This is a genomic window from Streptomyces mexicanus (assembly GCF_902506575.1).
GTDB classification, from domain to species: Bacteria; Actinomycetota; Actinomycetes; order Streptomycetales; family Streptomycetaceae; genus Streptomyces; species Streptomyces mexicanus.
Map to the genome: position 1 here is coordinate 5,014,816 of NZ_LR732544.1, position 13,050 is coordinate 5,027,865.

Genomic DNA, 13,050 nt, shown 5'->3' on the forward strand with positions numbered 1-13,050 from the left:
CCGCCATGAAGATGCGGGGCATGACCGGGAAGTGGAAGGCCATGTGGCACTCGTCGCCGCCGGAGGTGTAGTCGCCGAAGTAGTCGACGACGTCTTCCGGCCACTGGTTGGCCTCCGCCAGCAGCACCTTGTCGGGGTACTGGGCGTCGATCTCCTTGCGGACCCGCTTCAGGAAGGCGTGCGTGGCGGGCAGGTTCTCGCAGTTGGTGCCCTCCTGCTGGTAGAGGTAGGGCACCGCGTCCAGACGGAAGCCGTCGATGCCGAGATCCAGCCAGAACTTCAGCGCGGAGATCATCTCCTCCTGCACGGCCGGGTTCTCGTAGTTCAGGTCCGGCTGGTGCGAGAAGAAGCGGTGCCAGTAGTACTGCTTGCGTACCGGGTCGTACGTCCAGTTCGACACCTCGGTGTCCACGAAGATGATCCGGGCGTCCTGGTACTGCTTGTCGTCGTCGGCCCACACGTAGTAGTCCCCGTAGGGGCCGTCGGGGTCCTTGCGGGACTCCTGGAACCACGGGTGCTGGTCGCTGGTGTGGTTCATGACGAAGTCGATGATGACGCGCATGCCGCGCTGGTGGGCGGCGTCGACGAACTCCACGAAGTCGGCGAGGTCGCCGAACTCGGGCAGGACGGCGGTGTAGTCGGAGACGTCGTAACCGCCGTCGCGCAGGGGGGACTTGAAGAAGGGCGGGAGCCACAGGCAGTCCACGCCCAGCCATTGCAGATAGTCGAGTTTGGCGGTCAGGCCCTTCAGGTCGCCGATGCCGTCGCCGTTGCTGTCCTGGAAGGAGCGGACCAGCACCTCGTAGAAGACGGCACGCTTGAACCACTCCGGGTCCCGGTCCCTGGCGGGTGTGTCCTCGAAGGTGTCCGGAACGGGCTCATTGACGATCATGTTGTGGGTGACCCTCCGATCTGCGGGGTGGACGGTCGCAGAACCGTGAAGACGTGCGCGGGCCGCCGGCCCGGTTCGAGTCGCACATAGTTGGCCCTGCCCCAGTGATAGGTCTCGCCGGTGAGTTCGTCCCGCACCGGCACCGACTCGTGCCAGTCCAGGCCGAGTTGCGGCATGTCCAACGAGACCGTGGCCTCCTGGGTGTGGTGGGGGTCGAGGTTGGCGACCACCAGAACCGTGTTCGATCCGCGCCTCTTCGAGTAGGCGATCACCGCGTCCTTGTCGGCGTGGTGGAAGTGCAGATCGCGCAGCTGGTGCAGGGCCGGGCTGCGGCGGCGGATGTCGTTGAGTTTGGTGATGAGGGGGGCGATGGTGCGGCCCTCGCGGGCGGCCGCGTCCCAGTCGCGGGGTTTGAGCTGGTACTTCTCGGAGTCGAGGTATTCCTCGCTGCCCTCTGTGAGGGGGGTGTTCTCGCACAGTTCGTAGCCGCTGTAGATGCCCCAGGAGGGGGCGAGGGTGGCGGCGAGGACGGCGCGGACCTCGAAGGCGGGCCGGCCGCCGTGCTGGAGGTAGGCGTGCAGGATGTCGGGGGTGTTGGCGAAGAAGTTCGGCCGCATGTAGGCGGCCGCCTCGCCGGACAGCTCGGTGAGGTACTCCGTCAGCTCCTGCTTGGTGTTGCGCCAGGTGAAGTAGGTGTAGGACTGCTGGAAGCCGATCTGGGCCAGGGTGTGCATCATCGCGGGCCGGGTGAACGCCTCCGCCAGGAAGATCACGTCCGGGTCGGTTGCGTTGATCTCCCCGATGACCCGTTCCCAGAACACGACCGGTTTGGTGTGGGGGTTGTCGACGCGGAAGATCCGCACACCGTGGTCCATCCAGTGCCGCAGGATGCGGACGGTCTCGGCGATCAGGCCGTCCATGTCGGCGTCGAAGGCGATGGGGAAGATGTCCTGGTACTTCTTGGGCGGGTTCTCGGCGTAGGCGATGGTGCCGTCGGGCCGGTGGTGGAACCACTCGGGGTGCTTGTGGACCCAGGGGTGGTCGGGGGAGCACTGCAGGGCGAAGTCCAGGGCGATCTCCAGGCCCAGCTCGCGGGCCTCGGCGACGAAGGCGTCGAAGTCCTCGAGGGTGCCCAGGGCGGGGTGGACGGTGTCGTGGCCGCCTTCGGGGGAGCCGATGGCCCAGGGCACGCCGACGTCGTCGGGGCCGGCGGTGAGGGTGTTGTTCCTGCCCTTGCGGTGGGTGGTGCCGATGGGATGGATGGGCGGGAGGTAGACGACGTCGAAGCCCATGTCGGCGATCGGCTTCAGGCGGCGGGCGGCGGTGCGGAAGGTGCCGTGGGGCTGGTCGGGGGTGCCCTCGGAGCGGGGGAAGAACTCGTACCAGGCGCCGTACAGGGCCCGCTCGCGCTCCACCAGCAGATCGAGCGGCTGCGAGGCGGTGACCAGCTCCCGCAGCGGATGCCGGGCCAGGACCGCGTCCACCTCCGGCGTCAACGCCGCCGCCAGCCGGGAGGCGGCCGGCCGGTCCTGATCGCGCAGCTGAGCCACGGCGCCCAGCAGCGTGTCGCGCTCGGGCCCCTCCGGCACGCCCGCCGCCGCCCGCTCGTGCAGCCGGGCCCCCTCCTCCAGCACCAGACCCGCGTCCTGCCCCGCCGGGATCTTGATGTGGGCGGCATGCCGCCAGGTGGCGACCGGGTCGCTCCACGCCTCCACGTGGTACGTCCACCGGCCGGGCGCGCCGGGGGTCACGGTGGCGCCCCAGCGGTCGGTGCCGGGCGCCAGCTCGCGCATCGGCGTCCACGGACCGGGCCGGCCCTGCGGATCGGTGAGCACGACGTTCGCGGCGACCGCGTCGTGGCCCTCCCGGAACACGGTGGCGGTGACCTGGAACGACTCGCCGGTCACCGCCTTCGCCGGATGCCTGCCGCCCTCCACGGCCGGGCGCACGTCCCGCACCGGGATGCGGCCGACGACCGGGGCCGGACTCGGGGTCGAACTCATGGGTGTCACCTCCACTGTGTCCGAGGCCGGGCGCGCCCGGCCGGGATCCGTGGCCCTGCCGGAACCCCGGGCCTGTCGGGGTCCGCCTGGCCTGATCGGAATCGGTCGTGTCCTGCTCGTCCTGCCGTAGGTCCTGCCGTGCCGGGGCCCGCTCTGCCGCGGCTCGTCCTGCTCGGTGCCCCGGGCGCGGGCCCTGCCGCGCCCGGGGCGGGTGCTACGTCCCGGCGGGGGAGCGCCGCTCCGTGGCCTTGCGCCGGCCCCGCCGCCCCACGACGCCGCCGACGTGCGGCCGGTCGCTCTGTTCCCGCAGGTAGGTGACGAGGCTGGTGCGCAGATACCGCTCGGCGGCGTCCGCGGCCTCCCGTGCGCAGCGCTTTCCCATCAGCACGCACAAGGTGTAGCCCGCGTCCTCGAAGGTGGCCCGCACCCTGCGGTCGTCGGGATGCGCGAGCATGGCGCGTTCCCACGACCGGTAGCGCCGCAGATGCCGTGCGACTTCGGCTTTGGCGGGTAGCAGCATGGCGCCGATCACCTTTCGGGAGCGCTCGATGGGCACGTTTCCCCGACGGTCGGGGCGGCGCTCGCGCGCATGACGCAGCGCGGTCGCCGTTCACGGCGCTCGAGACTTTCACTCATGGTGCCTGGTCGAGGACCCAGCGTCCTGTTGGATCTTCCATGACGTCACCCGACTGCGCGCACCACGGTCGTCGCCGCTCGGGTTGCACGAATGGCGTAGCGCACTCACTGTGGATCTGACTCAGAGGCAACACGTGCTCACGCTCCGCACTCGGGGGCGGGGGCCAGCAAGGGCCTCCAGGAGCGCGAGTCCCGCCGGTGAGGAGCCAACGACGATGAAGACCGCAGTGCCCTGCTACTACCACCTCGACGTGGAAGTCAGCCCGGAACGGGTCGGACAGGTCAGGCGCATCCTGGCCGCTCACCTGAGGTTCTGGGATCTGGAGGACCTCGTCGAACCCGTGTGCGGCGGCGCCGAGATGCTGCTGAAGGCCATCGACGAGCACGCCCGGGACAAGCACACGTCCATCGAGATGTGGTGGACCGGCCAGCACCTCATCACCGCCGTCGCGGAGAACAACCAGGACCTGCGTCCCGACCAGGACCTGCGCAGCTGCCTGGCCCGCATCGCGGCGACGAGCGACGGCTGGGGGTGCTGCGCCTCCGAGACCGGCAGCAAGGTCATCTGGTTCTCGCAGCGGGCCCGCGCCGGTGTCCGCGTCCCGCTGGTCCCGAAGGCCCCGGAGCCGACCCTCAGCGAGGGCCTGCAGACGCCCCGCGAGCTGCCGGTGGTCGCGTTGGCCGCACCCGCCGCCGATCCGCAACCGGGCCGGCTGCTGGAGGAGGCCCGGTGACGGGGCGCTCGCGCCGCACAGGGGTACCCGCCGTCTGGAGCGGGTACCCCTACCCGCTGGGCGCGGCCTACGACGGCAACGGCACCAACTTCGCCCTGTTCAGCGAGGTCGCCGAGCACGTCGAACTGGTCCTCGTCGACGACTCGGGCGCCCACCGCACCGTCCCGCTGGCCGAGGCCGACGGCTTCGTCTGGCACGGCTATCTGCCCGGGATCGGCCCCGGCCAGCGCTACGGCTACCGGGTGCACGGCCCCTGGCACCCGGCCGCCGGCCACCGCTGCAACCCCAAGAAGCTGCTCCTGGACCCCTACGCCCGGGCGGTGGACGGGCAGGTCGACAACCACCGCTCGCTGTACGAGCGCGACCCGGGCGGTCCGGACCCGGCCGACAGCGCCGGGCACACCATGCTCGGCGTGGTCACCGACCCGTCCTTCGACTGGGGCGGCGACAGGCCGCCGTGCCGCGCCTACTCCGACACCGTGATCTACGAGGCGCACGTACGCGGCCTGACCCGCACCCACCCCGAGGTGCCGCCCGAGCTGCGCGGCACCTACGCGGGACTCGCGCACCCGGCGGTGATCGAACACCTGACCTCGCTGGGCGTGACCGCCGTGGAGCTGATGCCGGTCCACCAGTTCGTGCACGACGGCGTGCTGCAGGGCCGGGGCCTGTCCAACTACTGGGGCTACAACACCATCGGCTTCTTCGCCCCGCACAACGGCTACGCCGCCCACGGCACCCGCGGCCAGCAGGTCGCCGAGTTCAAGTCGATGGTCAAGGCGCTGCACGCGGCCGGGCTCGAGGTGATCCTCGACGTGGTCTACAACCACACCGCCGAGGGCAACGAGAAGGGCCCCACCCTGTCCTTCCGGGGCATCGACAACGCCTCGTACTACCGGCTCGTGGACGGCGACTGGGCGCACTACTACGACACCACCGGCACCGGCAACAGCCTGCTGATGCGTCACCCCTACGTGCTGCAGCTGATCATGGACTCGCTGCGGTACTGGGTCACCGAGATGCACGTCGACGGCTTCCGCTTCGACCTGGCCGCCACGCTGGCCCGGCAGTTCCACGAGGTGGACCGGCTTTCGGCGTTCTTCGACCTGATCCAGCAGGACCCGGTGATCAGCCGCGTCAAGCTCATCGCCGAACCCTGGGACGTCGGCGAGGGCGGCTACCAGGTGGGCAACTTCCCGCCGCTGTGGTCGGAGTGGAACGGCAAGTACCGGGACGCCGTACGGGACTTCTGGCGCGGCGAGAAGCACACGCTCGGCGAGTTCGCCTCCCGGCTGACCGGCTCCGCCGACCTGTACGCGCACAACCGGCGCCGGCCGCGCGCCAGCGTCAACTTCGTCACCGCGCACGACGGTTTCACCCTGCGCGACCTGGTGTCGTACAACGACAAGCACAACGAGGCCAACGGCGAGGGCAACCGGGACGGCGAGAGCGTCAACCGGTCCTGGAACTGCGGCGCGGAGGGCGACACCGACGACGCGGCCGTCCTCGAACTGCGCGCCCGCCAGCAGCGCAACTTCCTCGCCACCCTGCTGCTGTCCCAGGGCATCCCGATGCTGTGCCACGGCGACGAGCTGGGCCGCACCCAGCGCGGCAACAACAACGCCTACTGCCAGGACAACGAGATCTCCTGGGTGGACTGGCACCTGAGCGAGGAGCAGCGGGACCTGGCGGACTTCACCCGGTACGTCATCGGCCTGCGCGCAGCCCACCCCGTCCTGCGGCGCCGCCGCTTCTTCCAGGGCGAGACGGCCACCCGCGACGACCAGCCGCTGCCGGACCTGGTGTGGCTGCGGCCGGACGGCGTGGAGATGACCGAGGAGGACTGGCAGCGCTCCGACGCGCACTCCGTGACGGTCTTCCTCAACGGCGACGCGATCGCCGAGCCCGACCGGGAGGGCCGGCGCGTGGTGGACGACTCGTTCCTGCTGCTGCTCAACGGCTACTGGGAACCGGTCGACTTCCGCCTGCCCGGCGCGGCATACGGCGACCGCTGGACCACCCTCATCGACACCGCCGAGGCCCAGGGGCCCCCGGACGAGGCCGAGCACAAGCACTCCGGCGTCCTGCGCGTGGAGTCCCGCAGCCTGGTCCTCCTCTCCCGCCCGCCCCGCACCGACCGCTGACGGCACAGGCCCGCCGGCACGGTCACCCACAGCGCCCGCCCCCGGCACCGCGGCACGCGGTCCCGGGGGCGGGCGCTGTGGTGGCGAGCTTCGCGCCGCGCCGCCCTCCTCGGGCTCAGGCGCCGCGGCGGGAGGTCACCGTGAACTGGGCGCCGTCGGCGTCGCGGAGCACGGCCTCGTCGGCGTCCTCACGCAGGACGCTGCCGCCGTGGCACTCCGCGGCGCGGGCGCAGGCGGCCACGTCGGCGACCCGGAAGTGGATCTGCCAGTGCGGCCGGATCGTCGGGTCGGGCGCCGCCTCCAGCGCCCCGGACTCGATGCGCGCGACCACCTCCCCGTGGCTGCGCAGCACCACCTCGTCGCCCTCGTAGCGGACCTCGACGCAGCCCGGCCGCTCCGAGGCCCAGTCCAGCACCTCGCCGTAGAAGATCGCGGCGTCGAAGGCGTCGCGGGTGTGCAGCCGGATGAAGGCCGGCGCGGCCTTGCGCCAGGTCTCCCAGTCGGTGAACAGCTCCCCCTCCCAGATGCCGAAGGTGGCGCCGTCCCGGTCGGCCAGCAGCGCGGCCCGCCCGGGCGGGAGCGAGATCGGGCCGACCGCGGCCGTGCCGCCGCGTTCCTGCACCCGGGCGACGGCGTCGTCCGCGCTGTGCACGGCGAAGTACGGCGTCCAGGCGACGGCCATCTGCCACATCGAGGCCACCGCCGCGATGCCCGCGATGGGGGCCCCGTCCGCCAGAGCGATCCGGAAGCGGTCGCCGAGTCTGGCCGTACGCCATTCCCAGCCCAGCACGGCCCGGTAGAAGTCCTGTGTGGCCTGCAGGTCGCGACTGGTCAGGCTGACCCAGCAGGGGGCGCCGCACACGGCGTGCGTGGAGACCACGCCGGTGGTGTGGCTGGAGGGTTTCGTGTCGTGGTTCATCGCACGTCCTGGTCTCGTCCACCGGTGGCCACCGGTCACACACCAGTGTCCGACCGGAACCCCCGCGGCCGCCTGCCGAGTACCCTCCGGATGCCGCCGAAACGGCACGGCCGCACTCATCGGTCCGCCGAAACGCCCGGCCGCGCTCCAGCGCGTGCGCCGGAGCGGCACGGCCGTACTCCGGCCCGTCTGCCCGAACGGCGCCCTCGCGCTCAGCTCGTCTCGGCGAGCAGTTCCTCGCGCAGCTGGGCGAAGCAGCCGCTGAGCAGGCGCGAGACGTGCATCTGCGAGATGCCGAGCTGCTGGGCGATCCGGCTCTGCGTCATGCCCCGGAAGAAGCGCAGGTACAGGATCGTGCGCTCGCGTTCGGGCAGTGCCTCCAGACAGGGCCGTACGGCCACCCGGTCCACCACCAGGTCGTAGCGCGGGTCGGCCTCGCCCAGGCCGTCGCCGAGCGCGTAGCCGTCGGTGCCCGGCACCTCCGCCTCCAGCGACAGCGCGGCGAAGCAGTCCAGGGCCTCCATGCCGGTGCGCACGTCGCTCTCGCTCAGGTGGGTGTGCTCGGCGATCTCGGCGACCGTCGGCACCCGGCCCGGCGTCGTCTGCGCCAGCTCCTTCGCCGCCCGCCGTACCCGGTTGCGCAGGTCCTGCACCCGGCGCGGGACGTGCAGGGTCCACATGTGGTCGCGGAAGTGCCGCTTGATCTCACCGGTGACGGTGGGTACCGCATACGCCTCGAACGCGTAACCGCGCCGTGGGTCGTAGTGGTCGACGGCCTTGACCAGGCCGAGCGCCGCCACCTGGTACAGATCCTCCAGGGCCTCGCCGCGGCCCCGGAAGCGGACGGCGATCCGCTCGGCCATCGGCAGCCACACCTGGACCAGCTCGTCCCGCAGCGCCTTGCGCTCGGGCCCGTCGGGCAGGCGGGACAGCCGCTGGAACGCCGCCGCGGTGTCCGGGGCGTCGTCGTGCGGGTGGGGCCTTGTTCTGCCGGTGGTACGCATACGCTGCGCCTCCCTCAGCAGGTGCTGGATGGACGGACACCACGGGAGTCGCGCGCGCGGGCCTCGGCCAAGAGGCATCGGGGCCGGGCGCGCCGGCTCCCACGGACGTGCCTCCTGTCCGAAGCACTGAAAAGGGAATTCCCGAACCCGGCGATTCCAAAACAATTCCGTAAATCGGTGACGGTGTGCGACCGAGCGAATATGAATGGTCGACCGGTGTGTTGAATTGCCGCGCGGGAAATGCTGTGCATTTCAATCACTTCGAACGGTGAGAAAAATGCGCCGGGTCGCTGACTGCGGGCCGGGTGACCGCCGGGTCGGACGGCTGCCGGGCCGGTGACCGCCGGGTGTGCAGTGGCCGCCGTGCGGTGGGGCGCGCCCCCGGCTCTCCGGCTTGACCGTCTCTTTGACCGCCGCCCGGTTCGTTACCTCTGCTACAGAGGTAATCTGCCGCGTATGGAACCCCTCTGGTCCGCCGAGGAGCTGGCCGACGCGCTGGGCGCCCTGCAGCGGTCCATCCGCCGCCGGCTGCGGGCCGGGACGACCGGCACCCGGCCGCGCGGCGCCGAGATCGAGCTGCTGCGCCTGGTCGAGTCCCGCCCCGGCCTCGGTGTCTCGGAGGCCGCCAAGGAGCTGCACCTGGCCGGCAACTCCGTGTCCACGCTCGTCAACCAGCTGGTCCGGGACGGGCAGCTGATCCGGGAGACGGACCCCGCCGACCGGCGGGCCGCACGGCTGCGGCTGACCGAGGCGGCCGGGGCGCGGCTGAAGGACTGGCGGCAGCGCCGGGCCGCCCTGGTGCGCCGCCAATTCGACCGGCTCCAGCCCGCGGACCAGGACGCGCTGCGCGCGGCGATCCCCGCCCTGCGCAGGCTGGCCGAGAACCTGCGCGAGGAGGCCGACCGCCCATGACCGACGACCCCACGGGCCGGCCCGTGGCCCACGACCCCACGGACCGGCCGGCCGGACCCGACGCCGTCACCTGCACCGGGCTCGTCCACGCCTTCGGCGGCACTCGCGCCGTCGACGGCCTGGACCTGTCCGTGCGGCAGGGGGAGGTGTTCGGGCTGCTCGGCCCGAACGGCGCCGGCAAGACCACCGCGATCCGCTGCATCACCACACTTCTGCCCGTCCCCGCCGGCATGGTCCGCGTCTTCGGCCACGACCCCGCCGCCGACCGCATGGCCGTACGCCGCCTGCTCGGCTACGTCCCCCAGCAGCTGTCCGCCGACGCCGCCCTGACCGGCCGGGAGAACGTCACCCTGTTCGCCCGCGTCTTCGACGTGCCGCGCCGGGAGCGTGCCGCCCGCGTCGCCCAGGCGCCGGCCGCCGTCGACCTCACCGACGCCGCCGACCGGCCGGCCAAGACCTACTCCGGCGGCATGGTGCGCCGCCTGGAACTGGCCCAGGCCCTCGTCAGCGCGCCCCGCCTGCTGATCCTCGACGAACCCACGATCGGCCTGGACCCCATCGCCCGCACCGGCGTGTGGGAGCACATCAACGCCGTACGCGCCGCCACCGGCATGACCGTCCTGGTCACCACCCACTACATGGACGAGGCCGACCAGTACTGCGACCGCGTCGGCCTGATGCACCGCGGCCGCACCCGCGCCCTGGGCACCCCCGCCGAGCTGCGCCAGGGCCTGGCCGAACGGCGCCGCGCCCAGGGCCGGACGGCCGAGGGGACGCCGCCCACGCTGGAGGACGTCTTCCGCGACGTGGCCGGCAGCGGCCTCGACGACACCTCAGGAGATTTCCGCGATGTCCGAAGCACCCGCCGCACCGCCCACCGTGTCGGCTGACCCCGCCGCCGCGGACGGCATCGCCTTGCTCGTGCGGGCGCCCGAGCCCCGCGCGGGCTGGCGGCTGCTGCCCGCCCGCATCGCCGCCCTGTGCGCGGTGGAGCTGCAGAAACTGCGCCACGACCGCACCGAGCTGTACACCCGCGCCGTCCAGCCCGCCCTGTGGCTGCTGATCTTCGGTCAGACCTTCACCCGCATCCGGGCGATCCCCACCGGAGGCACCCCGTACCTGGACTTCATGGCGCCCGGCATCATCGCCCAGTCCGCCATGTTCATCGCCATCTTCTACGGCATCCAGATCATCTGGGAGCGCGACGCGGGCGTGCTCAACAAGCTCCTGGTGACCCCGACCCCGCGCTCGGCCCTGGTCACCGGCAAGGCGTTCGCGGCCGGGGTCAAGTCGCTGATCCAGGCGCTCGTGGTCGTCGTCATCGCCGCCCTGCTCGGCGTGGCGCTGACCTGGAACCCGCTCCGGCTGCTCGGCGTGGCCGCGGCCGTGGTCCTCGGCTCGGCGTTCTTCTCCTGCCTGTCGATGACCATCGCCGGGATCGTGCTCAGCCGCGACCGCCTCATGGGCATCGGCCAGGCGATCACCATGCCGCTGTTCTTCGGCTCCAACGCCCTGTACCCGGTGGCCGTCATGCCCGGCTGGCTGCAGGCCGTCAGCAAGGCCAACCCGCTCAGCTACCAGGTCGACGCGCTGCGCGGCCTGCTGCTGGGCACCTCCACCCACCTGGCCCTCGACTTCGGCGTCCTACTGCTGGCCGCCGCGCTGGGCATCACCGCGGCCTCCTCGCTGCTGGGCCGACTCGCCCGCTGAGTGCGCTGAGTGCGCCGAACGGAGTGATGTGCGGCACCTCGGCGGCCCGGGCCGCCCCGGCCGGGGAACGGCCCGCGACGGGGATTCCTCCAGCGCACGGCTTGATCACTGATCAAATGCCGCGGAATTCCCGGGAACACGCCGCATTCGATTCATTTGACAGTGCACTCGGCGCCCGGATAGGAAGCAGCTCCTGGAAGTCGAGAGGTGGACTGTGTACGAGCCGAACGTGGTCGGGGACTGGCACGAGTACGACGAGCATGCCGGTCTGCGGGTCCGCGTCCACCGCCTGGAGCAGGCCGAGCCGCCGCGCGGGCGCGACGACGCCGCCGAGGGACTGACGTACTTCCGCGTCCGGATCACCGTCGAGAACCGCGGCTCCCGGCGCTACGGCATCCACCTGGAGGACGGCCAGGTCGACGTGCGCACCGGCCCGGACGGCGAGGCCGCGTTCGTGGACTGGCGCAACTCGCAGTTCATCGAGGGCTACGACGTCTACCCGCTGCGCCGCGCGACCGCGGTGCTCTACGCGGCGGCCCCCGAGGCCTCCCTCGCCCCGGTCGACGTCCAGGTCCAGCTGCGCGTCGACGACGAGTGGACCGACCGCCGGCTGTGGACCGGCGGCATCGGCGCGCAGGAGGAGTCCGTCGGCGCGAGCACCGCCTGCGGCGGCGGCCAGGGCGAGCTGGCGCACCAGGTCAGCAACTTCCTGCGCGACCAGGCCGGACCGGGCACCACCGACTGACCGCCGGCCGACTTCGCCCGGCCCGTGCGCTCGTGGACAGGAGCCCGCCCGTGGCGACGCGTGGGCCGAACCCGTCCGTGGCGACGCGTGGGCCGAGCCCGGACGGGGCGCGCCTCAGTGGGCGATGCCGTCGATGATCTCCCGGGCGCCCTGCCGCAGCAGCGCCACGGCCACCGACGTGCCGAGCGTGGCGGCGTCCAGCCGGCCCGCCCACTCGTGGGCGTTGAGCCGCGTCTTGCCGTCCGGGGTGAACACACACGCCCGCAGGGACAGTTCTCCGCTGCGGTCCACCTGCGCGTATCCGGCGATCGGGCTGTTGCAGTGCCCCTGCAGCACGTGCAGGAACATACGCTCGGCCGTGGCCGCGCGATGGGTGTCCGGGTCGCCGAGCCCGGCGACGGCCTCGATCAGGTCCGTGTCGTCCTCGCGGCACTGCAGGGCCAGGATGCCCGCGCCGATCGGCGGCATCATCGTCTCCGGGGAGAGCACCTCGCTGATCACGTCCGTCCGCCCGATGCGCTCCAGACCGGAGGCGGCCAGCAGCAGCGCGTCCGCCTCCCCGGCGGCGAGCTTGTCCAGCCGCCGGTTGGCGTTGCCCCGGAACGGCACGCACGTCAGGTGCGGATGGGTGGCCGCCAGCTGGGCGATCCGGCGCACCGCGGAGGTGCCGATCCTCGTCCCGGGCGGCAGCTCGTCGAGGCCGAGCCCGCCCGGGTGCACCAGGGCGTCCCGGATGTCGTCCCGCTTCAGGAACGCGGCGAACGTCGTCCCCGCCGGCAGCGGCCGGTCGGCCGGCACGTCCTTCAGGCAGTGCACCGCGAGGTCGGCCTCGCCGGCCAGCAGCGCGGCGTCGACCTCCTTGGTGAAGGCGCCCTTGCCCTCCACCTTCGACAGCTCGCCGAGCCACTTGTCGCCGGTGGTCTTCACCGGGACCACCTCGGTGCGCACACCGGGATGCAGGGCGGCCAACTCGGCCCGGACACGCTCCACCTGAGCCAGCGCCATCGGCGAGTCGCGGGAGACGATGCGGATCAGTTCGGGGACGGACATGCGGGACACGATAGACCTTCCGGGGAGACCCGCGCGCAGGACGCCTCGCGCGCCGCCGACGTGCCCGCGCGACCCGGCCCGCGGGCACGGGCCCGGAGCACGACGGTCGCGTTAGGCGACCTTCCGCGTCCACGGCAGCCTCGTCGCACTCGTCGCACCCTTGCGCGTCCCCCGACGGCCTTGGCGTCCTCGCGTGTCCTCGCCCGGCCCGGTACGCGGCCTCCGCGCCCCGCCGACCCGCCGGCCCCCGTGGGCGGCCGGCGGGTCGGCGGGGCGCGGAGGCCGCGTACCGGGCCGGGCG

12 protein-coding genes are annotated in these 13,050 nt (G+C 72.2%); 6 read left to right on the forward strand and 6 right to left on the reverse strand.

From position 1 onward, the window contains the following. The 3 genes from GV126_RS22580 to GV126_RS22590 all read right to left on the reverse strand — a co-directional run. The coding region (locus tag GV126_RS22580; protein WP_268977411.1) for an alpha-amylase family glycosyl hydrolase at window positions 1-892 on the reverse strand (892 nt) is incomplete at its 3' end. Further along, the gene (locus GV126_RS22585) at window positions 889-2,895 is read right to left on the reverse strand and encodes an alpha-1,4-glucan--maltose-1-phosphate maltosyltransferase (protein WP_159669785.1); all 2,007 of its coding nucleotides are present in this window, start codon (window positions 2,893-2,895) and stop codon (window positions 889-891) included. The genes GV126_RS22585 and GV126_RS22580, both read right to left, overlap by 4 nt. A 214-nt stretch (window positions 2,896-3,109) precedes the next feature. Further along, window positions 3,110-3,415, reverse strand: a complete 306-nt coding sequence (locus GV126_RS22590; RefSeq protein WP_159669787.1) for a DUF5133 domain-containing protein — start codon at window positions 3,413-3,415, stop codon at window positions 3,110-3,112. 331 nt (window positions 3,416-3,746) lie between these two features. Here GV126_RS22590 and GV126_RS22595 point away from each other — a divergent pair, with 331 nt between their 5' ends. Together GV126_RS22595 and glgX are read left to right on the forward strand one after the other, a co-directional pair. Continuing rightward, window positions 3,747-4,265 carry a pep a2 gene (locus tag GV126_RS22595; RefSeq protein ID WP_159669789.1) on the forward strand — a complete coding sequence of 173 codons (519 nt, stop codon included), beginning with the start codon at window positions 3,747-3,749 and terminating at the stop codon, window positions 4,263-4,265. Beyond that, on the forward strand, window positions 4,262-6,409 hold the full coding sequence (glgX, locus tag GV126_RS22600) for a glycogen debranching protein GlgX (RefSeq protein ID WP_159669790.1): 2,148 nt from the start codon (window positions 4,262-4,264) through the stop codon (window positions 6,407-6,409). The genes GV126_RS22595 and glgX overlap by 4 nt, the downstream gene beginning before the upstream one ends. Before the next feature lie 115 nt (window positions 6,410-6,524). Here the strand turns inward: glgX and GV126_RS22605 are convergent, their stop codons facing one another. Both GV126_RS22605 and GV126_RS22610 read right to left on the reverse strand, forming a co-directional pair. Next, window positions 6,525-7,328 (reverse strand): VOC family protein, encoded by an 804-nt coding sequence (locus GV126_RS22605; protein WP_159669792.1) that lies wholly within the window; start codon window positions 7,326-7,328, stop codon window positions 6,525-6,527. 212 nt (window positions 7,329-7,540) lie between these two features. Continuing rightward, window positions 7,541-8,332: a SigB/SigF/SigG family RNA polymerase sigma factor gene (locus tag GV126_RS22610; RefSeq protein WP_159669794.1), complete on the reverse strand. Its 792-nt coding sequence runs from the start codon at window positions 8,330-8,332 to the stop codon at window positions 7,541-7,543. Window positions 8,333-8,788: 456 nt separating this feature from the next. Here GV126_RS22610 and GV126_RS22615 point away from each other — a divergent pair, with 456 nt between their 5' ends. The 4 genes from GV126_RS22615 (at window position 8,789) to GV126_RS22630 (ending at window position 11,699) form a co-directional block, all read left to right on the forward strand. Further along, a complete protein-coding gene (locus tag GV126_RS22615) occupies window positions 8,789-9,244 on the forward strand; it encodes a MarR family winged helix-turn-helix transcriptional regulator (protein ID WP_159669796.1) in 456 nt (151 codons plus the stop codon). Next, window positions 9,241-10,134 (forward strand): ABC transporter ATP-binding protein, encoded by an 894-nt coding sequence (locus tag GV126_RS22620; RefSeq protein WP_159669799.1) that lies wholly within the window; start codon window positions 9,241-9,243, stop codon window positions 10,132-10,134. The genes GV126_RS22615 and GV126_RS22620 overlap by 4 nt, the downstream gene beginning before the upstream one ends. Continuing rightward, on the forward strand, window positions 10,094-10,954 hold the full coding sequence (locus tag GV126_RS22625) for an ABC transporter permease (RefSeq protein ID WP_159669802.1): 861 nt from the start codon (window positions 10,094-10,096) through the stop codon (window positions 10,952-10,954). The genes GV126_RS22620 and GV126_RS22625 overlap by 41 nt, the downstream gene beginning before the upstream one ends. Window positions 10,955-11,168: 214 nt before the next feature. Continuing rightward, window positions 11,169-11,699, forward strand: coding sequence for a hypothetical protein (locus GV126_RS22630; protein ID WP_159669805.1), 531 nt, complete (start codon window positions 11,169-11,171; stop codon window positions 11,697-11,699). A 114-nt stretch (window positions 11,700-11,813) separates the two neighbouring features. On the opposite strand, the gene hemC is transcribed toward GV126_RS22630, so the two are convergent. Continuing rightward, window positions 11,814-12,749: a hydroxymethylbilane synthase gene (gene hemC, locus GV126_RS22635; protein ID WP_159669808.1), complete on the reverse strand. Its 936-nt coding sequence runs from the start codon at window positions 12,747-12,749 to the stop codon at window positions 11,814-11,816. Between the last annotated feature and the right edge of the window lie 301 nt (window positions 12,750-13,050).

Bases quoted from the DNA above. Each gene is read 5' to 3' on its own strand.
- GV126_RS22590 (WP_159669787.1), bottom strand. From the start codon at position 3,415: ATGCTGCTACCCGCCAAAGCCGAAGTCGCACGGCATCTGCGGCGCTAC.
- GV126_RS22585 (WP_159669785.1), bottom strand. From the start codon at position 2,895: ATGAGTTCGACCCCGAGTCCGGCCCCGGTCGTCGGCCGCATCCCGGTG.
- hemC (WP_159669808.1), bottom strand. From the start codon at position 12,749: ATGTCCGTCCCCGAACTGATCCGCATCGTCTCCCGCGACTCGCCGATG.
- GV126_RS22625 (WP_159669802.1), top strand. From the start codon at position 10,094: ATGTCCGAAGCACCCGCCGCACCGCCCACCGTGTCGGCTGACCCCGCC.
- GV126_RS22610 (WP_159669794.1), bottom strand. From the start codon at position 8,332: ATGCGTACCACCGGCAGAACAAGGCCCCACCCGCACGACGACGCCCCG.
- GV126_RS22605 (WP_159669792.1), bottom strand. From the start codon at position 7,328: ATGAACCACGACACGAAACCCTCCAGCCACACCACCGGCGTGGTCTCC.
- GV126_RS22595 (WP_159669789.1), top strand. From the start codon at position 3,747: ATGAAGACCGCAGTGCCCTGCTACTACCACCTCGACGTGGAAGTCAGC.
- GV126_RS22615 (WP_159669796.1), top strand. From the start codon at position 8,789: ATGGAACCCCTCTGGTCCGCCGAGGAGCTGGCCGACGCGCTGGGCGCC.
- GV126_RS22620 (WP_159669799.1), top strand. From the start codon at position 9,241: ATGACCGACGACCCCACGGGCCGGCCCGTGGCCCACGACCCCACGGAC.